General features: G+C 44.6%; 32 protein-coding genes and 1 tRNA gene. 27 read left to right on the top strand and 6 right to left on the bottom strand.

Annotation, left to right across the window (positions count from 1 at the left end; all coding sequences use genetic code 11):
- Positions 1-80: 80 nt before the first annotated feature.
- The 3 genes from WKI49_05065 to WKI49_05055 are packed head-to-tail and all read right to left on the bottom strand — an operon-like array spanning position 81 to position 1,646.
- Positions 81-827, bottom strand: coding sequence for an ABC transporter ATP-binding protein (locus tag WKI49_05065; protein ID MEJ7621866.1), 747 nt, complete (start codon positions 825-827; stop codon positions 81-83).
- A complete protein-coding gene (locus tag WKI49_05060; GenBank protein ID MEJ7621865.1) occupies positions 817-1,320 on the bottom strand; it encodes an HIT domain-containing protein in 504 nt (167 codons plus the stop codon). Before WKI49_05060 ends, WKI49_05065 begins: the two co-directional genes overlap by 11 nt.
- Entirely contained in the window at positions 1,317-1,646 is a 330-nt protein-coding gene (locus tag WKI49_05055) for a thioredoxin family protein (GenBank protein ID MEJ7621864.1), read from the bottom strand. The genes WKI49_05060 and WKI49_05055 overlap by 4 nt, the downstream gene beginning before the upstream one ends.
- Positions 1,647-1,692: 46 nt before the next feature.
- On the opposite strand from WKI49_05055, the gene WKI49_05050 reads away from it, so the two are divergent.
- The 25 genes from WKI49_05050 to WKI49_04930 all read left to right on the top strand — a co-directional run bounded on the left by WKI49_05050 (position 1,693) and on the right by WKI49_04930 (position 19,181).
- Entirely contained in the window at positions 1,693-2,559 is an 867-nt protein-coding gene (locus WKI49_05050) for a class I tRNA ligase family protein (protein MEJ7621863.1), read from the top strand.
- A 257-nt stretch (positions 2,560-2,816) separates the two neighbouring features.
- Positions 2,817-3,530, top strand: a complete 714-nt coding sequence (locus tag WKI49_05045; GenBank protein MEJ7621862.1) for a carbon monoxide dehydrogenase beta subunit family protein — start codon at positions 2,817-2,819, stop codon at positions 3,528-3,530.
- 17 nt (positions 3,531-3,547) lie between these two features.
- Positions 3,548-4,717: a transketolase C-terminal domain-containing protein gene (locus WKI49_05040; GenBank protein ID MEJ7621861.1), complete on the top strand. Its 1,170-nt coding sequence runs from the start codon at positions 3,548-3,550 to the stop codon at positions 4,715-4,717.
- Between the two features lie 21 nt (positions 4,718-4,738).
- Positions 4,739-5,605, top strand: coding sequence for a thiamine pyrophosphate-dependent enzyme (locus WKI49_05035; protein MEJ7621860.1), 867 nt, complete (start codon positions 4,739-4,741; stop codon positions 5,603-5,605).
- A complete protein-coding gene (locus WKI49_05030; protein MEJ7621859.1) occupies positions 5,602-6,285 on the top strand; it encodes a 2-oxoacid:acceptor oxidoreductase family protein in 684 nt (227 codons plus the stop codon). Before WKI49_05035 ends, WKI49_05030 begins: the two co-directional genes overlap by 4 nt.
- A gap of 30 nt (positions 6,286-6,315) precedes the next feature.
- Positions 6,316-6,540, top strand: a complete 225-nt coding sequence (locus WKI49_05025) for a ferredoxin oxidoreductase (GenBank protein MEJ7621858.1) — start codon at positions 6,316-6,318, stop codon at positions 6,538-6,540.
- 11 nt (positions 6,541-6,551) lie between these two features.
- Positions 6,552-6,848: a hypothetical protein gene (locus tag WKI49_05020; protein MEJ7621857.1), complete on the top strand. Its 297-nt coding sequence runs from the start codon at positions 6,552-6,554 to the stop codon at positions 6,846-6,848.
- Entirely contained in the window at positions 6,835-7,728 is an 894-nt protein-coding gene (locus WKI49_05015) for a GTP-binding protein (GenBank protein MEJ7621856.1), read from the top strand. The genes WKI49_05020 and WKI49_05015 overlap by 14 nt, the downstream gene beginning before the upstream one ends.
- A 12-nt stretch (positions 7,729-7,740) precedes the next feature.
- Positions 7,741-8,712 carry a sodium-dependent bicarbonate transport family permease gene (locus WKI49_05010; GenBank protein ID MEJ7621855.1) on the top strand — a complete coding sequence of 324 codons (972 nt, stop codon included), beginning with the start codon at positions 7,741-7,743 and terminating at the stop codon, positions 8,710-8,712.
- Positions 8,713-8,716: 4 nt separating this feature from the next.
- Positions 8,717-9,010 carry a P-II family nitrogen regulator gene (locus WKI49_05005; protein MEJ7621854.1) on the top strand — a complete coding sequence of 98 codons (294 nt, stop codon included), beginning with the start codon at positions 8,717-8,719 and terminating at the stop codon, positions 9,008-9,010.
- A gap of 99 nt (positions 9,011-9,109) precedes the next feature.
- A complete protein-coding gene (locus tag WKI49_05000; GenBank protein ID MEJ7621853.1) occupies positions 9,110-9,346 on the top strand; it encodes a sulfurtransferase TusA family protein in 237 nt (78 codons plus the stop codon).
- Positions 9,347-9,358: 12 nt separating this feature from the next.
- On the top strand, positions 9,359-9,892 hold the full coding sequence (locus tag WKI49_04995) for a DsrE/DsrF/DrsH-like family protein (protein MEJ7621852.1): 534 nt from the start codon (positions 9,359-9,361) through the stop codon (positions 9,890-9,892).
- A gap of 11 nt (positions 9,893-9,903) precedes the next feature.
- On the top strand, positions 9,904-10,320 hold the full coding sequence (locus WKI49_04990) for a DsrE family protein (GenBank protein MEJ7621851.1): 417 nt from the start codon (positions 9,904-9,906) through the stop codon (positions 10,318-10,320).
- Between the two features lie 134 nt (positions 10,321-10,454).
- Positions 10,455-11,183, top strand: coding sequence for a 4Fe-4S dicluster domain-containing protein (locus tag WKI49_04985; protein ID MEJ7621850.1), 729 nt, complete (start codon positions 10,455-10,457; stop codon positions 11,181-11,183).
- 48 nt (positions 11,184-11,231) lie between these two features.
- A complete protein-coding gene (locus tag WKI49_04980; GenBank protein MEJ7621849.1) occupies positions 11,232-12,584 on the top strand; it encodes a heterodisulfide reductase-related iron-sulfur binding cluster in 1,353 nt (450 codons plus the stop codon).
- Positions 12,585-12,634: 50 nt separating this feature from the next.
- Positions 12,635-13,693, top strand: a complete 1,059-nt coding sequence (locus WKI49_04975) for an FAD-dependent oxidoreductase (GenBank protein ID MEJ7621848.1) — start codon at positions 12,635-12,637, stop codon at positions 13,691-13,693.
- Complete coding sequence (locus WKI49_04970; GenBank protein MEJ7621847.1) at positions 13,690-14,424, top strand: hypothetical protein; 735 nt, start codon at positions 13,690-13,692, stop codon at positions 14,422-14,424. Before WKI49_04975 ends, WKI49_04970 begins: the two co-directional genes overlap by 4 nt.
- Positions 14,425-14,426: 2 nt before the next feature.
- Positions 14,427-15,185, top strand: a complete 759-nt coding sequence (locus tag WKI49_04965) for a 4Fe-4S dicluster domain-containing protein (GenBank protein MEJ7621846.1) — start codon at positions 14,427-14,429, stop codon at positions 15,183-15,185.
- Positions 15,186-15,196: 11 nt separating this feature from the next.
- Positions 15,197-16,156 carry a CoB--CoM heterodisulfide reductase iron-sulfur subunit B family protein gene (locus tag WKI49_04960; GenBank protein ID MEJ7621845.1) on the top strand — a complete coding sequence of 320 codons (960 nt, stop codon included), beginning with the start codon at positions 15,197-15,199 and terminating at the stop codon, positions 16,154-16,156.
- An 11-nt stretch (positions 16,157-16,167) separates the two neighbouring features.
- Entirely contained in the window at positions 16,168-16,647 is a 480-nt protein-coding gene (locus tag WKI49_04955; GenBank protein MEJ7621844.1) for a glycine cleavage system protein H, read from the top strand.
- Positions 16,647-16,904, top strand: a complete 258-nt coding sequence (locus tag WKI49_04950; GenBank protein ID MEJ7621843.1) for a thioredoxin family protein — start codon at positions 16,647-16,649, stop codon at positions 16,902-16,904. Before WKI49_04955 ends, WKI49_04950 begins: the two co-directional genes overlap by 1 nt.
- Positions 16,901-17,290, top strand: a complete 390-nt coding sequence (locus tag WKI49_04945) for a DsrE family protein (protein MEJ7621842.1) — start codon at positions 16,901-16,903, stop codon at positions 17,288-17,290. Before WKI49_04950 ends, WKI49_04945 begins: the two co-directional genes overlap by 4 nt.
- A gap of 24 nt (positions 17,291-17,314) precedes the next feature.
- On the top strand, positions 17,315-17,761 hold the full coding sequence (locus WKI49_04940; protein MEJ7621841.1) for a glycine cleavage system protein H: 447 nt from the start codon (positions 17,315-17,317) through the stop codon (positions 17,759-17,761).
- Positions 17,758-18,771 carry a radical SAM protein gene (locus tag WKI49_04935; GenBank protein MEJ7621840.1) on the top strand — a complete coding sequence of 338 codons (1,014 nt, stop codon included), beginning with the start codon at positions 17,758-17,760 and terminating at the stop codon, positions 18,769-18,771. The genes WKI49_04940 and WKI49_04935 overlap by 4 nt, the downstream gene beginning before the upstream one ends.
- 11 nt (positions 18,772-18,782) lie before the next feature.
- Positions 18,783-19,181, top strand: coding sequence for a DUF2203 domain-containing protein (locus WKI49_04930; GenBank protein ID MEJ7621839.1), 399 nt, complete (start codon positions 18,783-18,785; stop codon positions 19,179-19,181).
- A gap of 6 nt (positions 19,182-19,187) precedes the next feature.
- Here the strand turns inward: WKI49_04930 and dcd are convergent, their stop codons facing one another.
- Entirely contained in the window at positions 19,188-19,718 is a 531-nt protein-coding gene (gene dcd, locus WKI49_04925; protein MEJ7621838.1) for a dCTP deaminase, read from the bottom strand.
- Between the two features lie 9 nt (positions 19,719-19,727).
- Positions 19,728-19,810: transfer RNA gene (locus tag WKI49_04920), tRNA-Leu, on the bottom strand.
- Between the two features lie 35 nt (positions 19,811-19,845).
- Here WKI49_04920 and thrC point away from each other — a divergent pair.
- Entirely contained in the window at positions 19,846-20,904 is a 1,059-nt protein-coding gene (gene thrC, locus WKI49_04915) for a threonine synthase (GenBank protein ID MEJ7621837.1), read from the top strand.
- Positions 20,901-21,605: an L-threonylcarbamoyladenylate synthase gene (locus WKI49_04910; protein ID MEJ7621836.1), complete on the top strand. Its 705-nt coding sequence runs from the start codon at positions 20,901-20,903 to the stop codon at positions 21,603-21,605. Before thrC ends, WKI49_04910 begins: the two co-directional genes overlap by 4 nt.
- Here WKI49_04910 and secA read toward each other — a convergent pair.
- The gene (gene secA / locus WKI49_04905; GenBank protein MEJ7621835.1) at positions 21,514-24,315 is read right to left on the bottom strand and encodes a preprotein translocase subunit SecA; all 2,802 of its coding nucleotides are present in this window, start codon (positions 24,313-24,315) and stop codon (positions 21,514-21,516) included. The genes WKI49_04910 and secA overlap by 92 nt on opposite strands.
- Positions 24,316-24,464 lie beyond the last annotated feature (149 nt).

The following is a 24,464-nucleotide window of genomic DNA, read 5'->3' as shown; positions in this document are numbered from 1 at the left end:
TATAAGGGCTCAGCTTCAGAAAAACGCCTATGAGATTTCTCCAGACAAGATAATCCAAGGTCTTGAGAAGTTTCTTTCCTCTAAATAGCACTTAATAACTTTTGGGTGTAAGGATGTTTTGGATTGTCAAAAAGGCTCATTACGTCTCCCTCTTCCACCACCACGCCATCTTTTAGAACTATTACTCTGTCTGCGACTTCTGCCACAACGCCAAAGTCATGAGTAACAAGAATAACGCTTTTGCCTTCTTTTTTCATATCTCTAAAAAGCTTGAGTATCCTGCCTTGAATAGAAACATCTAAGGCGGTTGTTGGCTCGTCCGCAAGCACAAGTTGTGGGTCGCATACGGTAGCTATGGCAATGCAAACCCTCTGCTTTAGCCCACCTGAAAGATGATGGGGATAGCTGTTGTATATTCTGTCTACATCTTTAATGCCTGCCTTTTTGAGTGCTTGGAGAGCCTTCTCTCTTGCACCCTTTTTCCCAAAGTGTGCTATATAGGCTTCTTCCACTTGGATGCCTACCTTATATAGAGGGTCAAGATACACAGAGGGCTCTTGGAAAACTATGGATATGTGCCTTCCTCTTATGCTTCTGTATTCCCTTTCTGAAAGACCTACCAATTCCTGCCCTTTGAACTTGATAGAGCCTTCAAGTTTAGCCTTCTCTGGCAAGAGTCCTATTATGGAGTATAATATGGAAGTCTTTCCAGAGCCTGACTCGCCTACTATGCAAAGCACCTCACCCTCTTTTAGCTCAAAGTTTATATCCTTTAAAACGTGATTACCATCGTAATAAAGGTTTAAGTTCCTTACCTCAAGAAGCATCAAGTATCCTTTTGAATACGGGCTTCATCCTGTCATAAAGTTCATAGAGGTCTTGAGATATAACCTTAGTATCCGCAAGGGTTTGCATAAAGTTGGTGTCTCCAAACCATCTTGGGACGAGGTGGAGGTGTATGTGGCTTTCCAATCCAGCACCTGCAGCCCTACCAAGGTTATAGCCTACGTTTATGCCGTGAGACTTCATCACTTCCCTTATAAGCTGTATACAAACTCTTGTTAGCTTGTGTATTTCAAGTGCAGTCTCTTGGTCAAGAAGCAAATAATCCCCTATGTGGTCTATGGGTGCCACCATTAGATGTCCAGGGTTGTAGGGAAACTTGTTAAATATTACAAAAGCCCTCTTACCACGGTGCAAAACAAGGTAGTCCCTGAGCCTCTCCTCTGGTTGAGACACCGCTTCACAAAGAAAGCATCCCTCTTGCTCATCTACCTTTTCCACATACTGGCTTCTCCAAGGTGCCCAAAGGAGCTTCATAGTCTCAAAAGCCTCCTTATAGCCCTTTCTACATCCTCTTCCTCTGGAGTATAGTCATGCCTCTCCAATTCCATAGTGTCCCTAAAGTAGAGAACTGTAGGAAAGCTAAATACCCCAAGGTCTTCTGCGCTGGTGTGTTTACTAACGTCAAGCCAGTAAAAGTTTATCTTGTCCCCATAGAGCCTCTGAAACTTTATGAGCCTTTCGTAAAAGGTTTGGTTCTGTGGATTGTCTGGTGTGGTAAGCAAAACAACCGCTGGCTTTTCTCCAGCCATAGCTTTTTCGTAAAAGTCTCTATCTGTAAGCTCTTCAAAGCCCTCAAACATGCTAAACCTCCTTAGAAAGATTATAATCTGGGTGCTATAATAAAGCATGATGAAGGTGTATGAGTTTTTGAAAGAGAATACCATATCTGTAGGAGACAACTTTGTGCTTTTACTTGAAAAGCTAAATCTCAAAGAAGAGCGCTACATTAGAAGGATAGAACAAGAAATAGGTGAGCCTGCCAAAATGTCTAAATCAAAGGGAAATACCGTTGACCCCGAGGAAGCTGTAAAAAAGTATGGAGCGGACACCATAAGGCTATACATACTTTTTGCAGGTCCTGTGGAGAAGGATTTTGAGTGGACGGAAGAAGGCGTTCAAGGTGCCTATAGGTTTCTCAGAAGGCTTTGGAGTCTCTTTCACCAGCATCTTCAAGGTATGAAGGAAGCCCAATACGACAGAAAAGAGTTTGCAACTCTTAGTGGAAATCTAAAGGAAATAAGGTATAAGACCCATCAGACCCTTAAAAAATACCTTTCAAGCATAGAAGACCTTTCCTTCAACACAGCCATAGCAGGCATAATGGAGCTTTTAAACACAATTCAAGATTTTCAACCTTCCAACGATATGGACTACAAGGTTCTAAGGGAATCCTTTGAATGCATACTCTTTATGCTTTATCCTATCACACCCCACATATGCGAAGAGCTATGGCAGTATCTTGGGTATAACAAATCTATGGTTTTCTATCCTTTCCCAGAGCCTGATGAGAAGGCTCTTGTTCTTGAAGAGGTAGAAATTCCAGTGCAAGTAAATGGAAAGCTAAGGGCGGTTATAAGAGTGCCAGTGGATGCGGAAGAGACTTTGGTAAAGGAGCTTGCTCTAAAAGACCCAAGGGTAAGTCAGTGGCTCAACGGCAAAGAGCTTAAAAAGGTTATCTATGTAAAGAACAAACTTCTCAACTTGGTGGTTTGAAATGGAGAACCTCATAGGCTTGCTATTGTTTTTTGGAAACTTATCATAGTCTTTATATCAGACAAGGTTTACAAAAAAATAGGACCAAGATACGAAGAGCTAAGGGAAAAAAGGATAAGAGAACTTGAAGAAGAGGAAAAGAGGAGCAGGGATAAGAAGGGGAAGAAAAAGGTATGACTTTTATCATATAAATTCCCCTTGACAGCTTTTAAGCTCATGCTAATTTTTTGATAACCCATTCATTAAGGAGGTAAGGCATGCCAATGGAAGTTTTGCCAGGACCGGTTGGCTATATACCAACCCCAGCAGCCTTTGAAGGTGTTGAACTTCCCCCACCGGGTAAAGCATTGCTTTATGGGAAGATAGTGGATGAAGAGACCGCAATGAGAGAGGCTGCTAAGGCTTTGCTTACAAGGAGAAATCCCACCATATTCCCAGGACCACTGGTTCTCTGGGGATGGAACGCAGGAGCGATGGAAAAGGCAAAGGCAGTTCTTGAGCTTGCCATGGAAATACCCAATTGCAGGATTATACCTATGCCAGACTACAGACCCAAGTATCCCAAAATAGACCCAGAGGCAGAGATAAACCCAAACCACCCCAACCTTACCATACTTCACAATAAGATAGAGGTTTGTATATTTGTAGGTGTGCATTGTCACTATGCAAACCTATCCCTAAGAATGATAAGAGCTGGGACTAACTGCTTTACTATAGCCCTCTGTGCAGAAATGGGTCACGAGGATGCTATGGTTTCCTTAAGGGACCAGCATGCGGAAGAAATAAGGCGTTTCAAGGATGTGCTTGTTCAAGTAAGAGAAGAGCTTGGCATAAAGTGGGAACCCAAACTTCCACCAGAGAATCCATCCCTTCCAAAAGAGGAGTATCAAACCCTTTCTGTTTTGGACTATGGAGAGTATTCCTATCTTTTAATCCCCAGAAGGGGAGAACAGATAACGGAAACTGAATAAAAGTTGGAGGTTGTGTCATGCCTGAACAAAGAGTTGTAGATGCGGATTACCTTCTTTTGGAGGCACCGAGGGAGAGGAAGTTTATAACCGGTGCCCAAGCTATGGCGGAGGCGGTCAAGCGTGCCAACGTAGACATAGCGATAGCCTATCCCATAACACCTCAATCTGAAGTTATGCACCTTGTGGGTGACCTATGGGCTCAAGGTTATCTCAGAGACTACTACAGGGCGGAAGAGGAATACGGAGCAATGTCCGCCATAGCAGGAGCGGTCAGAGGCGGTGCAAGGGCATTTTCTGCCACCTCTGGACCAGGTCTTCTTAGAGGTCTGGAAGCCATAGCCTCTTGGCCAGGGCATAGAATACCTGCGGTTCTCGGAGTTCTCACAAGGGTTGTGAACGCACCCCTTTCCATACAGCCTGACAACATAGAAATATCCTATCTGCTTAACTGTGGTATGGTTGTCCTTCATGCGGAAAACCAACAGGATGTTTTTGACTTTACCCTTGCTGGCTTTGTTATATCTGAAAAGGTGGACGTATATATACCTGTTGCGGTATGCACGGAAGGCTTTTTTGTAACCCACGCCAAGGGCTATGTAAACATGACCCCAGAGGACATGAAACTGCCACCAAGAGACCCCTACAAAGCACCAGTGCCACCCACAGACTGCGAAATACCACCTGCAAGAATACAAAGGGATGCACCAGTTCAAAAATCTAACTTTATGAGCTACCTTATACATGCGGTATGGCAACAAGAAGTTTGGGCTTCTAACATAAGGGCAATGAAATACATCTACAAATACCTTGGTGGTCCTATAGAAGTGGTAAACCCAGACGCAGAAGTCTTTATAGTTGCCTCTGGATGTGCCGCAGCACAGGGAAGAGAGGCGGTGCGTTATGCACAGCTTGAGGGTCTAAATGTGGGGCTTGTAAAGGTAAAGTCCATAAGACCTTTCCCAGAAAAGGAGATAAGGCAAGTTCTTTCAAAGGCTAAGGCGGTTATAGTGCCTGAGCACAACATAGTGGGATGGCTTGCAAAAGAGGTAAAGGCGGTCATACCTAACAACGACATAGTTATAGGCGGTCCAAGAGTCTACGGCGGTATGACGCTACCAGTAGAGCTTATCATGGAAAAGGTATACGATGCCTTTGGCATAAAGAAAGCAAAGAAAGTTGTTGTATAAAAAACTTAAGGAGGTATAGATATGGGTTTGGAATATGTGAGAATATCACCAGGCTTTGAGAGATATATGCCCAAGGACTATGTAGACCTGGTCCAATATGGGCAGTTTGGTAGAGAGGTAGATGTGCAACAGCTTGGACAGTTCAAGGAGCTTGTGGAAGAGCACCCCATGTGCGCAGGGTGCTTTATGGCATATTTCATAAGGATATTCTACGCAGCTCTTCCAAAGCCAGAAGACACCATTGTTATAGGCACCGCAGGTTGTGCAAGACTCGCCCTCTCTCAAGCAGCCGTTCCCTTCATATACGGAAACTATGGAGACACTAACGCAGTTGCTTCCGGTCTAAAGAGAGCTCTCAGCATAAGGTTTCCCGATAAGGTAAAGGATGTGGTAGTTATAGCAGGAGATGGTGGTCTTATAGACATAGGCTTTGGAATGACCATGCACTCCTGGTTCAGAAGAGAAAAGTTCACCACCATCATGGTGGACAATGAAGTTTATGGAAACACTGGTGGTCAAGAGAGTGGTATGTCTCCAAAGGGTGTTCAGCTAAAGATGGCTCCCAAGGGCAAGCAATTTGACAAGATAAACGCAGTGGAGCTTGCCAAGGTTGCAGGCTGTGTATATGTGGCAAAGCTTGCACCCACCAACCCCAAGAGAATAGCAAAGACGGTGCGTAGAGCAATACTTGCTGCAAGACACTTTGGACCCACCTTTATACATGCCTACACTTCTTGCAACATAGAATACTCCATACCCACAGAAAAGGTTCTTGAGGATGCCAGAAAGAGAGAAAAGCAAGACTTCGCCTTCTATGAGTGGATGACCGATGAGGTAAGGGAGTTCTTTGAAGAAATAGAGAGGAAACCAGAGGAGGTAAAGGTATGAAAAGGTATAACATACGCATAGCTGGTGTTGGTGGGCAGGGGGTGGTCACCTCCGCCCATATTCTTGGTAATGCCATGTCCGCCGCAGGCAAGTATGCCACCCTTGTTCCCTTCTTCGGTTCAGAAAAGAGGATGGCACCCGTTGAAGCCTACGTTAGGGTCTCAGACCAGCCCATATACGAAGTGGGAGAAGTGGTGTATCCCAACGTCATAATGATTTACCATCCTCAGGTTATAACTCATGGAAAGTCTTATACCATGCCCTTCTACTCAGGTTTGAAGGAAAACGGTATTGTGATAATAAACACGGATGCGGACATAATTCCAGAAGAGGACTGGAATATACTAAGGGAGCTAAATACACGAGTCTATATGTTCCCCGCTACAAAATTAGCCCTTGATGTAGCTGGGACTGAGCTTGCCACCAACATGGCGATGGTGGGTCTCTTCTTTGGTATAACTAGGCTCGTGGACTTTGAGCACATAGAGCAGGCGGTAAGAGAGAGATTTCTTGGAAACACCTTTGTAGCTTCTGGTGGAACAACAGCCCTTGACAGTGCTATAGAGAAGAAGTTCAAAAAGAAGATGGAGCTCCTTGAGAAAAACATGCAGGTTATAAGAGAAGCCTTTAAGATAGCGGAGGAAAGGGGCTGGGTAGAAGAAGGAGCTCTAACAAGTTAAAATTAATCAATACAAGGAGGCAAGGCAGGTATGTACTACGTGGCAGATGTAAAGGAAGCAGATTGTGCTAAGTATAACTGCAAGCAGTGTGTGCTTTTCTGTCCCGAGCCTAACACCCTTATGTATCACAACTCAAAGCATGTGGCATGGGTAAACTACTCCAGGTGTAAGGGCTGTGCCATATGCGTTTATGTATGCTCTGACCTTCTAAAGAGAAACTGTATAGAGATGGTAATGATGACTACTGGTAATTAAGGAGGTGTAATATGAGCTTAGAAGAAAAGTTTAAACAATTGGCAGAGGAAGTAAGGAAGAGTATGGTAAATCCTGACATTGACATTGAGCTGTGCTTTCCCAATGAAGTAGACCAGGGGTGCGAAGTAAAAAGCTATCCCTACCTCAAGGTAAAGTATGTGGTAGAGGGGCACGATGTTTACGAAAAGGAGATAGACATAGACCCCATGTATTGGGAAAAGGACATAAAAGACCTCGCTGGTTTTGTTACCTTTCAGATACAGCAGTTTATGGAGGAGATAGACTCTGTAGAATATGGTGGTGAATGATGTGCTTCCTGCCTTCGTGATAACAGGCTTTCTCGGAAGTGGTAAGACTACCCTATTGCTTAACACCGCAAGAGAGCATTTTTCTAACAAAAGGGTAGCGGTTATAGTTAACGAGCTTGGTGAGGTAGGCGTTGACGGAAAAGTGTTGAAAAATTCTTACTCAGAGGTGCTGGAGCTTCCAGAGGGTTGTATCTGTTGCTCTCTTCACTCGGAGTTTGAAAAGGCGATAGAGGAGATAAGAAATAAATATGACCCTGAGCTTTTGTTGGTAGAAACCTCTGGTAGTGCAGTGCCCTTTCCTGTGGTAATAAGTCTTCAATCTCTTGGTTGCTCCGTGGATGGAGTTATATGCGTAGTAGACTGTGCTAACTTTGAAAGGTATAAGGAAGACAGCACTGCAAGGTATCAAATAGGTGGGTCTAATATAATAGTGCTCAACAAACTGGACTTGGTTGAGGAAGGTAAATTGGACGCTATAGAAAAGGAAGTAAGAGAACTATGGAACATGTATAGACCCGTAAACTCCTTTACAGGTGAGCCCTTTTATACGAAGGTTAGAATATACAAAACCACATACTGTAAACTCCCTAAAGATGTATTCTCCGGAGCTTACACCATACCAGAGTTAAAGAACCTTCCTACAAACCACGAGCACAAGCATAACCACAAGGTTATAAACCTTATTGAACCCGTAGACTATGAAGAGCTTGAAAGGAAATTGAAAAACTTGCCGGAAAACGTAATAAGGGTGAAGGGCATAGTCAGGCTCAAGCATTATCCCTTTCCCGTAGCCATAAACTATTCCTTTGGATACGTGGATAACCCAATAGAAATAAAAGATTACGACGGACCCTCTTTTTTGGTGTTAATAGAAAACTAAGGAGGGCAATCTATGGGATTTGACCTTCTTTTGCAAAATATATTAAACCCTCCCGTTCTTATGTTTCTTCTTGGAATTGGTGCGGTGCTTCTTAAAACTGAACTTGAAATTCCACAACCTCTGCCAAAACTCTTTTCTCTCTATCTTCTTATAGCCATAGGTCTTCATGGTGGCTACGAGCTTTCCAAGAGCGGTATAACCCTTGAGGTTCTAAAGGTGCTCTTGCTTGCGATGTTTATGGCGGTTTTAGTGCCTATTTATGCCTTCTTTATTCTTAGGTTAAAGCTGGATGTATACAATGCGGTTGCCATATCCGCCACCTACGGCTCTATCAGCGCAGTAACCTTTATAACAGCTGGCTCTTTTCTAAACAGCCTTGGGGAGAGCTATGGTGGCTATATGGTAGCTGCTATGACCCTTATGGAGTCTCCCGCTATAGTTGTAGGACTTATACTTTTAACGCTCTTCGCTAAGAGGGAAAATAACTCAAAGGTAAACTGGGGAGAAGTTCTCAGAGAAGCTTTCCTTAACCCATCCGTTTATATACTAATGGGAACTCTTCTTATAGGTTTCTTAACGGGTGAAAAGGGTTGGAAGGCTATGGAACCACTCTTTGGAGTTTTGTTTAAGGGCATGCTTGCCTTTTTCCTACTTGATATGGGTATAGTAGCTGGTCGCAGGATAGGAGATATTAAAAAGGTTGGAGTGTTTCTTGTAGCCTTTGGAATTCTTTTGCCTGTGTTTAACGCTTTGGTGGGGATATTTTTAGCGAAGACCTTTGGCTTTACCAAGGGTGATGCCTTCATGTTCTCTGTATTATGTGCCAGTGCTTCTTATATAGCGGTTCCTGCTGCCATGAGGCTTTCTGTGCCAGAGGCAAATCCAAGCCTTTATGTAACCATGTCTTTGGCTATAACCTTTCCCTTCAACATAGCGATAGGTATACCACTATACTATTTTGTTATAAATCATCTATGGGGGTGAGAACATGAAACCCATGAAAAAGGTGGAGGTGGTAATTGACAGTGTATACCTAAGCAGGGTCCTTGACGTTTTGGAGAGGGTTGGTGTTTCTGGTTACACGGTTATAAGGGATGCCTTGGGAAAGGGAGAAAGGGGCATAATGGCTGGGGATGAGCTTACAGATGTGTTTAAAAATAGCTATGTGTTTACGGTTTGTTCAGAAGAGATGGCTCACAGGATAGCGGAGGAGGTTAGACCTCTTCTTAAAAAGGCTGGGGGTATTTGTCTTATCTCTGACGTTCTGTGGCTTACTCATTGATATAAGGAAAACTTATAGCTTTTATCATAAATACTAATAGCACGAGATGTATGCGAGGCATATAATATGGTGAAAATCTTAATATAGGAGGTGTCTAAGATGGCAACAATAACACCCGATAAGACCCTTGATGCGTCAGGTCTTAACTGTCCTCTCCCTGTCCTAAAAACAAAAAAGGCTCTTGAAGAACTTCAATCTGGGCAGATCCTTGAAGTCATAACCACAGACCCGGGTGCAAAGGCGGACATACCAGCCTTTTGCAATAGAACTGGACATCAGCTCCTTGAAACGGTAGAAGAAGGAGGAAAGATTATCTTCTACATAAAGAAAAAATGAGGGGGGAATTTTATGGCTACAGAAAGGCTTGCCATAATAGCCACTAAGGGCACGCTTGATATGGCGTACCCGCCTTTAATATTAGCTTCAACTGCTGCATCCTTAGGTGTAGAAACCGCCATATTTTTTACCTTTTACGGGCTTAACATTATCCACAAAAAGAAAATGCACGAGTTAAAAGTAGCACCCATAGGAAACCCTGCCATGCCTATGGCTTTCCCACCCTCCATGCAAAACACGGTAACCAACTTCATATCTTCCATATTCCCGGGACCTCCACAGATAATGGGTGTAATACCCGGCATGACAGACCTTATGACCTTTATGATGAGAAAGGCAATAAAGGAGCATGGAGTAGCGGATATACCAGAGCTTATTGAAGTTTGTAAGGAAGCGGATGTAAAGCTTATACCCTGTCAAATGACGATGGAACTCTTTGGCTACAGATATGAAGACCTCATAGATGGTCTTGAGCCACCTGCTGGTGCAGCCACCTTTATGAACTACGTGCTTGAGGCAGAAAAACCTATGATAATCTTCGTTTAAGGAGGATAGATATGGCTTACGAAAAGGTGCTATTCTACATCCTTACCGTGCCCTTCTTTGAGAGGGCAGATCCAACCACAGGAGAGCTTATAAACCCACAAGCGGGTGCTCCCTTTTTCCTTGCCACTGCAGCTACCACCATGGACTACGAGGTGGAGATGGTTATAACCTCAGAGGCAGGCTTTTTACTTATGAGAGACAACGCCAAAAAGGTAAAGGTTAGACCAGGAGTGGAGCAAACGGTTTACGACTTTATAAAGATGGCTAAGGATGCAGGTGTCAAGATTTATCTTTGTGTGCCCTCACTTGACTTAACTGACGTATATAAGAAGGAAGATGTGAACCCCGAACTCTGCGATGGCATAATAGGCGGTGCTGCATTCCTTGATAAGTTGATGAGCGGTGAATATGCGGTGCTCACCCTTTAAGGTTTTCTTGGCTTTCCCCTTTTTTGAATATGCACCTATAAGTTTATCTTTATATACATATAAGCAAAACTTAATTGACTTTTGTCATGTGTATGATACTTTTATAGAAGTTAGAAACCCTAAGGAGGTTTACCATGGATGGGCACATTTACGGATATAACATACCCATATCGGAAAAAACTAAGGCAGTGCCTTGGGAAGAGAAGGTCCGTATAGTGGAGGAGATAAAGTCGGACTTTCGTTTTAAGGAATACATCTTTGGCTGTCTAAACTGTGGCGTTTGCACCGCATCCTGTCCCTCCAATAGGTTCTTTGACTACTCTCCAAGGGAGATAGTGCAAAGGTTCTTGGAAGAGGACGTGGAAGTGCTATATGACATGATGCATGAATACATATGGGCATGCTCTCAGTGCTTTACCTGTTGGATAAGGTGTCCCTTTGTGAATAACCCTGGTGGTCTTGTTGCCATAATGAGAGAGGTGGCGGTGCGTAATGCCTTTGAAGCTACAAAGGACCTTCTAAAGCCTTATGGAAGGGTTCTCCTCAAAGTTATGACTACAGGAAACCAGCTCTCTGCGGACATGCTCCAGCCGGACTTCTTCCCAGACTGGGGTCCTAAGATGGCGGACAACATGGAAAACCTAAGGGCAAAGAGGCTTGCCATACCCTTTGACGTGGGTAAGTCTGTCAAGACCGCATGGGAGGTGTCTTTGGAGACCGCTATAGAAATGTATACCATATGGAGAGAGACGGGCATTTTTGAAATGCTTGAAAAACTTGACCCAAACCTCTACAACGTTATCATGGACATAGTAGAAGAAAACGAAGAGAGGTATGCGGAGCTTTATGAAGAGGAAGAGTAAGCTAACAAATGGGGTTAATGCCCTAAAAAAAACTAAGGAGGTGTAATCATGGCAAAGCATGGTTTTGGACATAACAGCCCAGGAGGTCTTTTGAGGTATCCAGAAAAGCCACCTTTCCCCCTCAAAGAATACAGCTCCCACTACGACCACATCTTTGAGATGATGGAAGAGCTCGAAGCTAAGGGCGAAATACTCATATACAGGATTACAGAAGAGCACCAGCCTGTGGAAGTCTTCACCAGAACTGGAAGGATAAAGCTCATACCCACCAACAAGCTTTGGCACCACAAGTCCTGTGGTCAGTGTGGAAACATCCCCGGATATCCTGCCTCTATTTTCTGGTTTATGAACAAGTTTGGTCTTGACTACCTTAATGAGCCACACCAAACCTCTTGCACCGCATGGAACTATCACGGTTCTGGCACCTCCAACCCTGTAGCCTTGGCGGCAGTATGGCTCAGAAACATGCACCAAGCTTGGAAGACAGGCTACTATCCTCTCATCCACTGTGGAACATCCTTTGGTTCATACAAGGAAACAAGGGAACAGCTCATAATGAACAAGGAGCTAAGGGATGCGGTAAAGCCCATACTCAAAAAGCTTGGAAGGCTCACGGAGGATGGAAGGATAGTGATACCACAGGAAATAGTCCACTATTCTGAGTGGGTCCACGCTATGAGATATAGGATAAAGGAGCTATACGAGAAAGAAGGCAAGGCTAAAGGCATAGATGTTTCCAATGTGAGGGTTGCCATACACAGCGCCTGCCACGTTTACAAGATGATAGCAGATGACTATCCCTATGACCCAGAAGTCTACAACGGTCAAAGACCTGCAGCTCCCACAGCGGTGGTAAAGGCTCTTGGTGCACAGGTGGTGGACTACTCCACGTGGTATGACTGCTGTGGTTTTGGCTTCAGACACATACTTACCGAAAGGGAATTCACAAGGTCCTTTGCTATACAGAGAAAGCTCAAGGTTATCGCAGAAGAGGTAAAGGCGGACCTTATAGTAACCCACGATACAGGTTGTACCACCACCTTTGAAAAGAACCAGTGGATAGGAAAAGCTCACGGTATGTATCACCCTGTAGCGGTTATGTCTGATGTTATGTTTGCAGCTCTTGCCTGCGGTGCTCATCCCTTTAAGGTGGTCCAGCTCTACTGGAACTGCTCCAACTACGAGCCTCTCCTTGAGAAGATGGGTATAACCAACTGGAGAGAGCTAAGAAAAGAGTGGGAAGATACCGTCAAATACATAGCGGAGCTTGAAAAGGCTGGAAAATACGACGAGCTTATGGAGTTCTTCAAGGAATACGACCTATATGAACCCTACAGCAGAACCTCCACTGGCAAGCCAAAGGCTTCCGCAACTGCGAACATGCCTCTGTTTAAGTCCTAAGCTCTTTCTGGGGGCTTTGCCCCCTTAAGAACTATTAAAGGAGGTTTATCATGGCTAAGAGTGTGTTGGTGATAGGTGGCGGTCCAGCAGGACTTGCAGCAGCAAGAGCTTTGGGAAGGCTTGGAGTGCCTACCATCCTCGTGGAAAAGGACGGTCAGCTGGGTGGGAACCCCATCAAAAACCACTATCACACGCTAATACCAAGAAAGTTAAAACCCTCCCAGGTGATAGGTCCTTACATAAAGGAAGTGGAGCAAAACCCAAATGTGAAGGTGCTTCTTAACACGGAGATAACCGCCTGTGAAGGAGAGCCCGGGGAATATAGGGTAACCCTTTCCAATGGAGAAAAGCACGAAGTTGGAGCTATTGTGGTTGCCACTGGCTTTGAACACTTTGACCCAAGAAGAAAGGGAGAGCTTGGATACGGTATATATCCCGATGTTATTACAAACCTTGAGCTGGAGAGAATGTTCTCCCAAGAGGGTAGGCTATACAGACCTTCCAATGGACAGCTTCCCAAAAGAGTTGCCTTTGTTTTCTGTGTAGGTTCAAGGGACAGACAGCTTGGTGTGACCAATGTGCACTGCTGTAGGTATGGCTGTGCTCTTTCTGGTCTTCAAGGTATGGAGATAAGGGAGCACTATCCAGATGTGGATGTGTTTTGCTACTACATGGACGTGAGAACCTATGGCACGTGGGAATATCCCTTCTACTGGGCTCCTCAAGAAAAATACGGTGTTAGATACGTAAGAGGAAGGATCGCAGAGATTACCTACAGCCCTGCAGATGGAAGGTTGAGGGTAAAGCACGAAGACACCATAGTCCAAAGACCTTCAGAAGTTCCTATGGACCTTGTGGTACTTGTGCTTGGAATGGAGCCTTCCGCTGGAACTAAGAAGGTTGCCAAGATATTGGGTCTTGCCCAAGACCCCGATAGCCAATTCCTTATACCTTCAGAAGAGTCTGGCTCTAATATCATTTCTAACAAGCCTGGCATATTCATAGCGGGTGCCTGTAAGGGTCCAATAGACATAGAGTCCTCCTTCTCAGAAGGTGAAGCCGCTGCTGCGGAAGCTGCAGCTTTTATTGGTGCAAAGGTGACAGTATGAAAAAGCCGGTTGTTCTTGACGACTTTTTGGTTAGGGACTATCTGATAAAGATACTTGGAGAAGGCGAGGAGTTTGTGCAAGAGTTTTACAAGGACCTCCTCGCCAAGTCTCTCCTTTTCCAACAAGCCTTTTCTAAGGAAAGGCTACCCTCTCTAACGGAAGAGGACCTTGACCTTATCCTTGAGAAGATATTCCCTGCAAGAAGGAGAAGGCAGAAGATAATCCAAGAGACAGGCATAGAAAGGCTTAAAAAAGCCATAAGCGACCTTCTCTATGGTAAAGCCCAGACTTGGGAAGAGAGGGTAGAAAGGTTTGTAAGGGAGATAAGGGGTGTGGACAGAAAGTTTGCAAGGGATATAGCCAGCGAAATACTCCACTTTACCTTTCCAGAGGAGTATGTGCTTTGGACCAGCTGGATATGGGACCCAGAGAGCGAAAGTGGTGCAGTGGTTTTTCTAAAGGAAGAGCCACCAAAGAGGAGCATGTATGGAGAGACTTACGAAGAGTTTGAGCTCATATACAAACAAATTCAGGAAAAGCTCCTTGACTTCGGCATAAAGGTGAAGGGGTATCTCTTTGTGGATATATTCCTCGCTATGATATACGCTACTTATGTGGACTATATGACCTTGTCTACCATGCATAGTGCCAAGGGCTTCTTCCCTCCTGCAGGAGTTATGGCAAGGAGGCTCCTTGGCGTTATAAGAAAGGAAGACCTTTTGGAGGTATAACCATGGCGATACATGAGCGTAGCCTTGTAGAACCAGAGAGAATTTTAAGGAAGGAAAGGCTTGTTATTGACGGTGTTGACGTCTCTGGAGACTGGAACCTCATAATCCTTCCAAGGGTTATAAACAACTACGACCTTGACTTTGCCAAGGAGATTATAAACTCTCCAGATGGCAAGACCATAAACCAGTGCTATCAGTGCTCTTACTGCACTGCATCCTGCCCTGTGCATAACTATTGGGATGAGAGATACAATCCCAGGCACTTTATATACTTGGCAAGGCTTGGTCTCATAGATGAACTCCAAAAGCGTGCGGATGTAATGTGGAGGTGCGTTTCTTGCCACAAATGCACACACAGATGTCCAAAAGGTGTGCTCGTGGAAGAAGTCCTAAAAGCCATCCTAAGGACCATGGCAAAGAAAGGTTTGATTGACGAATATCCTTCCAAAAAGTTTGATAAGTTCTTTACTGAGTCTGTGCTTGAATACGGAAGAATAGAGGATGGAGAGCTTCTCTTTGGGTGGATAGAAAAGCAAGGATACAAGGTCTTCAAAGACCCCATACTCAAAAAGCCCATACCTTTCATAGGTGAAACGCCCGAGTGGCTCAAGCAGTTGACCATGAAGCCCATAAAGTCCATGAACATAAGCTTTTTGGTCCTTAATGCCAAGCATATGCTCTTCCACCCAAGAACAAAGAACTGGAACAGGTTTAAGCAGGTCCTGCGTAAAGTTATGCAAGAAGAAGGTGCATTACATTAAGGAGGTTTAACATGGGTGTGATAGGAAAGAGGGTTGCATATTACCCAGGCTGTTCCCTTGAGGGTGCAGCAAGGGCTTATGATGTTTCCACAAGGATAGTGGCTAAGGAGCTTGGTCTTGAATTGGACTATCTTGAGGACTACAATTGCTGTGGTGCTATGGAGTCCAAAAACATAACCTTTATGGGCACGTTGCTTCTCAATGCCAGAAACATGTCCCTGGCAAGAAAGCAGGGACATAATGTAATAGTAGCTCCCTGTAATGGATGCTCCTTTTCCCTTCAGAGAGCAGAATATTTCCTTGAGACAGACAAGGCGGTTTATGATAAGGTTAACGCACTTCTTAGAGAAGGTGGTGTTGACCCCCTTGACCAAATACCTCAAACCTATCACATACTGGAGTGGTTCTACCATGAAGCTGGTCCACAGAAGGTCAAGGAAAAAACAAGGAAGCCTTTGAGAGGTCTTAAGGTGGCAAACTACTATGGATGCCTGTATACAAGACCTCACTTTTATGCGAGAACCTATGCACACGCAGGTGGTCAAAGCGAGGATGCAAGACCAAGAAGAAGAGAAACCGCAGATGACGATGAGCATCCTTACTATATGAATGCCCTTCTTGAAGCTGCGGGTGCTACAAGCGTGGAGTTTGAGCCCATGCATACCCAGTGCTGTGGAGGTCCTCACTCTCTATCTGACGAAATGGTTTCTGAAAAGTTTGTCATGATGATACTTCAAACCGCAAAGAGGAATGGAGCGGATATAATAGCCACAGAATGTCCTCTATGCCACGCTTCCCTTGAGATGTATCGCCATAGGCTTATGATGAAGGGTGTGCCAGATGTGGACGTTCCAGTTGCCTACTTTACACAGCTACTTGGGCTTGCCTTTGGTTATAGTGCAAACGATGTTAAGCTAAAGGATAACCTCTCTGACCCTTTGCCTGTTTTAAGAAGACTTGGGCTTGCATAGGAGTGTAAGATATGGGTGTCTTGCAGGGGCTGGAAAGCGGAAAGGAGTGGGAATATAATGGCTGCGTGGTGCCTCTTGACCTTTATTACGATATAGAGACTCAAACATGGCTAAGGGTTAACGAAGATGGAACGGTCACTATTGGTCTTACAGACGTGGGTCAAGTTAGAGCAGGAAGGCTCCTGCACGCCCGCATAAAGAACGTGGGTAAGCACATCCAAAAGGGGAAGCCAGTAGCATCCTTAGAAAGTGGTAAATGGGCAGGACCCATAAACGCCCTCGTTGAAGGTGAGGTGGTAGAAAGAAACGAAAAGGTCCTTGAACAACCAGACATAATAAACTATGACCCTTACGGCGAGGGGTGGATAGTGAAGATGAAGCCTACAGACTTGCAAAGAGATATTAAGGACCTCCTCTATGGTAAGGAAGCCATAGAAGAGATGAGGAAATACATTGATGAATGGGATATAATTTGCATGAGGTGTACATGATGGCTGCCAAGGATAAACATGTAATACTGCTTGTTTCTCAGTGGTGTGCCACATGTCCCGATGCGGATGCCCTCTGGAGAAAGCTTCAGTCCGAGTATGGCTTCAAATACGAGGTGCTTGATGTGGCACAACCAGAGGGCAAAATGTGGGCAAAGAAGCTCATAATAAGGGCTGTGCCTTCCACCATAATTGACGGAAAGCTCGTCTTCGTAGGCGTCCCGGATGAAGCAGAAGCCAGAAGGGCTATAGAGTCATGAAGGTGGTTATACTAATGACAAGCGGACCCAAAACACCTTGGAGGTGTGCTTCACCCTTTTACATAGCGGCGCTGTTGTCTGCCAACGAAGCGGAGGTGGAAATCTTCTTTAATATGGACGGGACAAGGCTACTAAAAAAGGGTGTGGCGGAAAAGCTAATCCCCGGAGAGCCTAACTGTCTGTCTCCTAATGGCAAAAAACTTAAAACGGTTTATGATTTTATGAAGGATGCCAAGCAAGCAGGGGTAAAGTTCTACTCCTGCAAGCAGGCTATAGATTCTATGGGTTATAAACCCGAAGACCTTATACCTGAGCTGGATGGAATATTTCCAGCCAGTGAATTTGCCCTAAGGGCTATGGAAGCGGATAAGGTGTTAACTTTCTGAAAATTTTATAAAGGAGGGTAAGACATGGCAATAGTTAATGGGTGTAACATACCCGAAGACCTGCTCTATGATGTGGACCCAGAGGCTAATGCCTTTACCTGGGCGAAGGATAACGGAGACGGCACTTACACTGTGGGTCTCACCTCTGTGGCTGCTGCAATGGCAGGAAGGCTTGTAGCCTACACGCCAAAGAAGGTTGGCAAGGTCATAGAAAGACGCAAAAGCATAGCGACCATTGAAAGCGGTAAATGGGTGGGTCCAGTTCCCACACCTCTAACCGGAGAAATAGTGGAGATAAACGAAGCCCTCAAAGGCAATCCAGCCCTCGTAAATGACGACCCATATGGTGCAGGATGGATAGCCAAGATAAAACCCACAAACCCAGAAGAGATAAACAACCTGCTCAAGGGCCAAGCGGCAGTGGATGCTCTCACAAAGGTTATAAACGAGAAGGGTATAAAGTGCGGATGATAGACTTCAGGGGGGTGAACCTTCCCCCCTCCCTTGAAGACTTAGAGTTGGACCAAGCCCTTCTGGAAGAGCTTTATGAAGGTTTTGAAATAAGGCTTAAAAACTTCGGAAGGGATATACTTTTTCATAGTCCAGGGTTTAAGCACTACGAGGTAGATGACTTTTCTATAAGGACTGGTCCCAAGTTTGTGGATATATCCATAACTGGCAGAAACTGCGAGCTCATGTGCGACCACTGTGCTTCAAAAATACTCTGGCATATGATACCTGCCCTAACACCGGAGGAACTCTGGAAGGTTGCCAATGAGCTAAAACACAAGGGTGTGGATGGAGTTCTTATATCCGGAGGCTCTAACAAGGATGGTGTGGTGGAGCTGTATCCCTTTTTGAAAACTATGAGAAGAATAAAGGAAGAGCTTGGTATGTTCGTAAGCTGTCATATGGGCTTGGTGGACAAAGAGCTCGCAGAAGGCTTAAAAGAAGCAAAGGTAGATGCGGTCTTGCTTGACGTAATAGGTGATGACCAAACCATAGCGGAGGTATACAAGCTACCTCACAAGAGCGTTAAGGACTACGAGGAGTCTTTGAGACTTCTTAAAGAGGCAGGACACAACATAGTTCCGCACGTGATAATAGGACTTCACTATGGACAAATAAAAGGTGAATACAGAGCCATAGACATGATAGCCAACTTTGACCCCTCCGCCCTTGTTATCGTGGTTGTAATGCCCTATTATGGGAAGGCACGCTTTCAACTATTACCACCTCCAAAACCAGAAGAGAGCGCCAAGGTTGTATTACATGCAAGAAAGTCCCTGTGGAATAAACCTGTGGTCATAGGGTGCGCAAGACCTGCTGGACCAGAAAGGGCTAAGTTTGACCTTTATTCCCTTTATGCTGGAGTGAACGGTATAACTTTTCCTGCGGAAGGTATTTTTACCTACGCAAAAAGTCTTGGATTGAACCCTGTAGTTTCACCAAACTGTTGTTCTACAGTATTTCTGTATTAAATTTAAAAGCCATGAAAATCTTTGACATTGACACCGCAAGGGACCTAATAACAGTTATAAAGCCCATAGTAGAGGAAATAAACCTAAAGAAAGAAGAGCTCTATTCATGTCTTGCAAGGCTGGAAGAGGAAAAGGACGAGTTAGAAAGACTCTATCTCAAAAGCCATGTAGAAGACCTTGATACGGAGATAAGAAGACTCTTTCAAAAGATAGAGGCTCTGGGTGGTGTTATAAAAGGTATAGACCCAATCATCGTAGACTTCCTGTCCTTTCACCAGAACCGTTATATATGGCTATGTTGGAAAGAGGATGAAGACACCATTATGTATTGGCACGAGCTTGACGAAGGTTTTGCTGGTAGGAAGCCTATTGAATTGCTTTACGAGGATGGCTACAATCGGAACGTTTAAACAAAGCTACTTAAAGTCCATATACACCTTTGAAGGCGTAACTCCCCTTTGCCCTTGATATTTACCTCTATAGGGTCTTTCCGCTTTTGCGTCAAGCTTTGCGAGCACTATCTGACATATGCGCACTCCTTTGTATATGCGTATGGGGCAGTGGTTGGCATTGTATAGCTCAAGGGTTATCTGTCCCTCAAAGCCTGCGTCCACCCAGCCAGCGTTTTCTATAAAGAGTCCAAGCCTTCCAAGAGAAGACCTACCCTCCACAAAGGCGGTAATATCCTCTGGGAGTTTTATATACTCTTCCGTGGTTGCCAACAGGAAAGCTTTTGGTGGTATAAGCACTCCTTCTTCGGGTATGCTTACCTTCTCCACAGGTATATGTGCACTTTTTAAGTCTATGCACTTAGACCTATAATATAGGAGCTCCCCACCTAAAGTGAGGTCTATGGAGGACGCTTGGATGTTCTCTTCCCTGTATGGTTCTATTACCAGCCTGCCTTTCTTTATAAGCTCCTTGATACTTTTATCGCTCAGTATCATGGCAAGGTGTGGGGGTGGAGGGACTCGAACCCTCACGGCTCATCGCCGGCGGATTTTAAGTCCGCTGCGTCTGCCAGTTCCGCCACACCCCCTACAGATAATAAATTATAATATTTTTCTCAAAGTTATGAGCTACTGGCGAGGTATAATACACAAGTATAGGGAGTTTTTACCTGTAAACGAGAAGACACCCATAATAACCCTGTGTGAGGGGAATACTCCCTTGATACATGCGGAGAACTTAGCGAGGGCTATAGGCTTTAAAGGAGATATATTTCTCAAATACGAAGGTCTAAACCCTACGGGCTCTTTTAAAGACAGGGGCATGACAGTAGCCATATCCAAGGCGGTGGAGGCAGGAAAAAAAGCGGTAATATGCGCCTCAACGGGCAATACCTCTGCATCTGCAGCAGCCTATGCAGCAAAGGCTGGACTAAAAGCCTTTGTCCTTCTTCCAAAGGGAGCTGTAGCCCTTGGCAAGCTTTCTCAGGCGGTCATATACGGTGCAAAGGTGATAGCTATTCAAGGAAACTTTGACGATGCCTTGTATATTGTAAGAAAAATAGGGGAAATCCTACCTGTGGAGATAGTGAACTCAGTAAACCCCTATAGGATAGAGGGGCAAAAAACGGGAGCCTTTGAAATATGCGATGCTCTTGGTAGAGCACCAGACTATAATTTTATTCCCGTGGGGAATGCGGGAAATATAACCGCCTACTGGAAAGGCTATAAGGAATATTACCAAGTTGGTAAAATAAACAACCTTCCTAAGATGATGGGTTGGCAGGCGGAAGGCTCTGCTCCCATAGTAAAAGGCTACCCTATAAAGAACCCACAGACAATAGCTACTGCCATAAGGATTGGAAACCCTTATAGTTGGCAATCCGCCCTTCAAGCGGTGCATGAGTCTGGCGGATTAATAGATGCGGTAAGCGATGATGAAATACTCTACGCATACAAGCTAACTGCCTCAACAGAAGGCATATTCTGTGAGCCTGCATCTGCTGCGTCTGTGGCAGGACTTATAAAACTCACCAGAGAAGGCTTTTTCAAAGGTGGAGAAACGGTAGTATGCACCCTCACTGGAAACGGCTTAAAGGACCCAGATACCGCTATGAGGGTATGCGAAGAGCCCATAACACTTCCACCGGATGTGGATAAAATAGTAGGAGTTATAAGTCTATGAAGGTCATAAAACTCACAAGGAGCAATCTTGATAAAGTGGCTGATGCCCTTGAAGAGGGTAAGATAGTTTGCTTTCCCACAGATACCATCTATGGACTTTTGGTAAAAGCCAATGACAGTTCCGCTATAGAAAGGCTATACTCTATAAGAAGACCTTCTAACAGACCCTTTTTGATGCTTATAGATGGCACGTATTGGCTTAAGGACCTTGGAGTTCTCTATAGACCTATCCATGAAAGGCTTATGAACATGTTTAATGCCACGTTTATTTTCTACAAAAAGAATACTTTTCCACTCTATCTTACACGTGGTAGAAAAAGCCTTGCGGTAAGAATACCCCCCTTTGATAGCTATGTTTATGAGCTTATTGAATATTTAAAGGCACCTGTGGTAGCACCCAGTGCAAACCCAGAGGGTCAAAAGCCAGCGACCACCATAAAAGAAGCCATAGAATACTTTGGAGATAAGGTTGACCTTTATGTGGACGGTGGCGTAAGAAAGGGTAAACCCTCCACCATAGTGAGAGCTCTATATCCCAAGGGTCTTAGGCTCGTAAGAGAGGGCAACATACCCTTTAAAAAAATACTCCAAGCCTATAGGGAGCTAAGGGCTACCTTTTCCGCCTTGACTGAAGACGCTCCTTTAGAGTCTTCCTCTTTGGACCCTTTTGAATTTGGTCCGCCTTTCCCTCCACTCCGCTAAAAACTGCCATACTTAGGAGTTTATCCCTCTCTTGTTCTTCCCTCCTTAGCTCTTCTTGCACCTCTTCTTGAGTTCTTACCTGCATATGTAAGATGTCCGATATGGTTCTTTCTCTAAACCTTGAAAGCATGTCCTCAAAGAGGTAAAAGGCTTCCTTTTTGTATTCCACCAAGGGGTCCTTTGAGGCGTATCCCCTAAGGTATATGCTATCTCTAAGCCTGTCCATAGTGTGCAGGTGCTCCCTCCATAGGTGGTCAAGGTTTGAAAGCATAACTATTCTGACAAGCTCCCAAAATACCCCTTCACCCAGCTCCTCCTTTCTTAAGTTTATTACCTCAAGCACCTTTTGAAAGAGGTTCTCTATGAGCTCCTCTTTGTCTCTGGCTGGAGGGATTTCTATCTCCCTACCTAAAAGCTCTTTGAAATAATCCCTTAAAGGTTCAAGTTCCCAAAGCTCTGGCTCTTCCTCCTTAATGAGCTCTCCCACCTTTTGGGCTACAAGGTCGTAGATAAACTCCCGTAGATATTCCTCAAGACCCTTGGACTCAAGAAGGTCTCTTCTTATGGAGTATACAGTGAGCCTTTGGGTGTTCATCACCATATCATACTCAAGGAGCCTTTTCCTTATTTGGAAGTTCTGGGCTTCTACCCTTTTTTGTGCGTTTTGTATAGCCTTGGTAACCATACCACTTTCTATTGGCTCTCCCTCGGGGATTTTGAGTATCTCCATTAGCCTCTTGACCCTATCACCACCGAAAATCCTCATCAGGTCATCCTCAAGAGAAATAACAAAGCGAGACTCTCCTGGGTCTCCTTGTCTTCCCGCTCTACCCCTTAGCTGGTTGTCTATCCGTCTTGACTCGTGCCTTTCTGTGCCGATAACGAGCAAGCCTCCAAGTTCAACCACCTTCTTTTTTTCTTCTTCCGTTATCTTGTATGCCTTTTCTAAGGCTTCCTTCCACTCCTCTTCCGTTGCTTCCTCTACCGCCTTACCCTTAGACCTTATTATCTCTTTTGCAAGGTATTCGGGGTTTCCCCCAAGAAGGATGTCCGTTCCCCTTCCCGCCATATTTGTGGATATGGTTACCGCACCAAGCCTTCCCGCTTGAGCTATTATCTCCGCCTCCTTTTCGTGATGCTTTGCATTCAAGACATTGTGAGGTATATTTTCCTTCTGCAAAAGTCTTGAAAGATGCTCAGAATCCTCTATAGAGACCGTTCCTACAAGTATAGGTCTACCCTTTGCGTGCTCTTGCTTTATTATATTTATGACCGCCTGCCACTTTTCTTTTTTCGTCTTATAGACCAAATCTGGATGGTCTTTCCTCCTCATAGGTTTGTGGGTAGGAATCACCACCACATCAAGACCGTATATTTCCTTGAACTCAAGGGCTTCTGTTTCCGCAGTGCCAGTCATACCAGAAAGCTTTCTGTAGAGCTTAAAGTAGTTTTGAAATGTTATACTTGCAAGAGTCTGATTTTCTCTTTGCACTGGAACACCCTCTTTCACTTCTATAGCCTGATGAAGACCATCACTCCATCTTCTACCGGGTAAAACCCTCCCAGTAAACTCGTCCACTATGAGAACCTCGTTATCCTTCACTATATAGTGCACATCTCTCTTAAATAGTGTGTGTGCTCTAAGTGCTTGATTTACCGCATGCAGTAGGTCTATATTTCTTATGTCGTAAAGGTTTTCCACACCAAGAAGTTTTTCTACTTTGCTTATACCTTGCTCTGTAAGCTGGACAGTTCTATTTTTTTCATCCACTATAAAGTCCTCATCCTTTACGAGCTTCCTTACTACCTCATCCGCCTTGTAATATATGGATGTATCCATCTCCGCAGGACCTGAGATAATAAGAGGAGTTCTTGCCTCATCTATGAGTATGGAGTCTACTTCGTCCACTATGGCAAAGTTGTGCCCTTTTACTTGCACTATCTCCTCAAGAGAAAAAGCCATATTGTCTCTAAGATAGTCAAAACCAAACTCGTTGTTAGTGCCATAGGTTATACTGCACTCGTAGGCTTGTCTTCTGGTGCAAGGCGTTAGCTTAGTATAGAAAGCCTTTTTTGCTTGAACGTTTATTAAGTCCGATGACAAAGTCTCTTCAAAATAGCCCTTTGGCCAAACCCTCCAGTCTTCTTCTATAGCCCTCTGTGCCAGCTCTGGGTCTGCCCATTCTACCCTGTAGGAGCTATAGTCAGAGTTTATAACACCCACATCAAGACCAAGAAAAAGATATAGCCCACCCATCCATTGAGCGTCCCTTCTGGCAAGGTAGTCATTGACGGTAACCACATGAACCCCCTCTTCTGTCATGGCATTTATTACCGCCGCAGAGGTAGCCACCAAAGTTTTACCCTCACCCGTTTTCATCTCCGCTATCTTACCTTCGTGAAGCACAAGCCCACCAATGAGCTGAACGTCAAAAAATCTAAGCCCAAGAGCCCTTTTGCCCGCCTCCCTTACAAGAGCAAAGGCAAGCTCCACCTCTGGAACTATTTCACCCTTTATTATTTTCTCCTTTAGCGCCTCATCCTGCAGTATCCTCTGCCTTAGGTCTTGTGTCATAAGCCTTATCTCTTTGTTTGAAAGTTGGTCAAGTTCTCTTTCCCTTTGTGTTATCCTTTGGACCACCTTTCTTAGCCTCTTGACTTCTCTCTCGCTCTTTGTCCCAAGTAGCTTTTTAACAAGCCAGTCTATCATGGTATTAAAATTATAATGCTTTAGTTTTGCGTGTGATGCTCTTGAGTATGCTTAGGTGGTGATTGTGGCGGGCTCTGGTTTGTTGAGGGTTGAGAGGTGGTTTCTTGTATTGTGTCCTGTTTTTTGTAGCATTCTTCTGATGCGAGGCA

It is taken from the genome of Aquificaceae bacterium (assembly GCA_037722135.1).
GTDB classification, from domain to species: Bacteria; Aquificota; Aquificia; order Aquificales; family Aquificaceae; genus Pampinifervens; species Pampinifervens sericum.
Note: the sequence above shows the minus strand (reverse complement) of the source record. Positions and strands in the feature narration are given on the sequence as shown.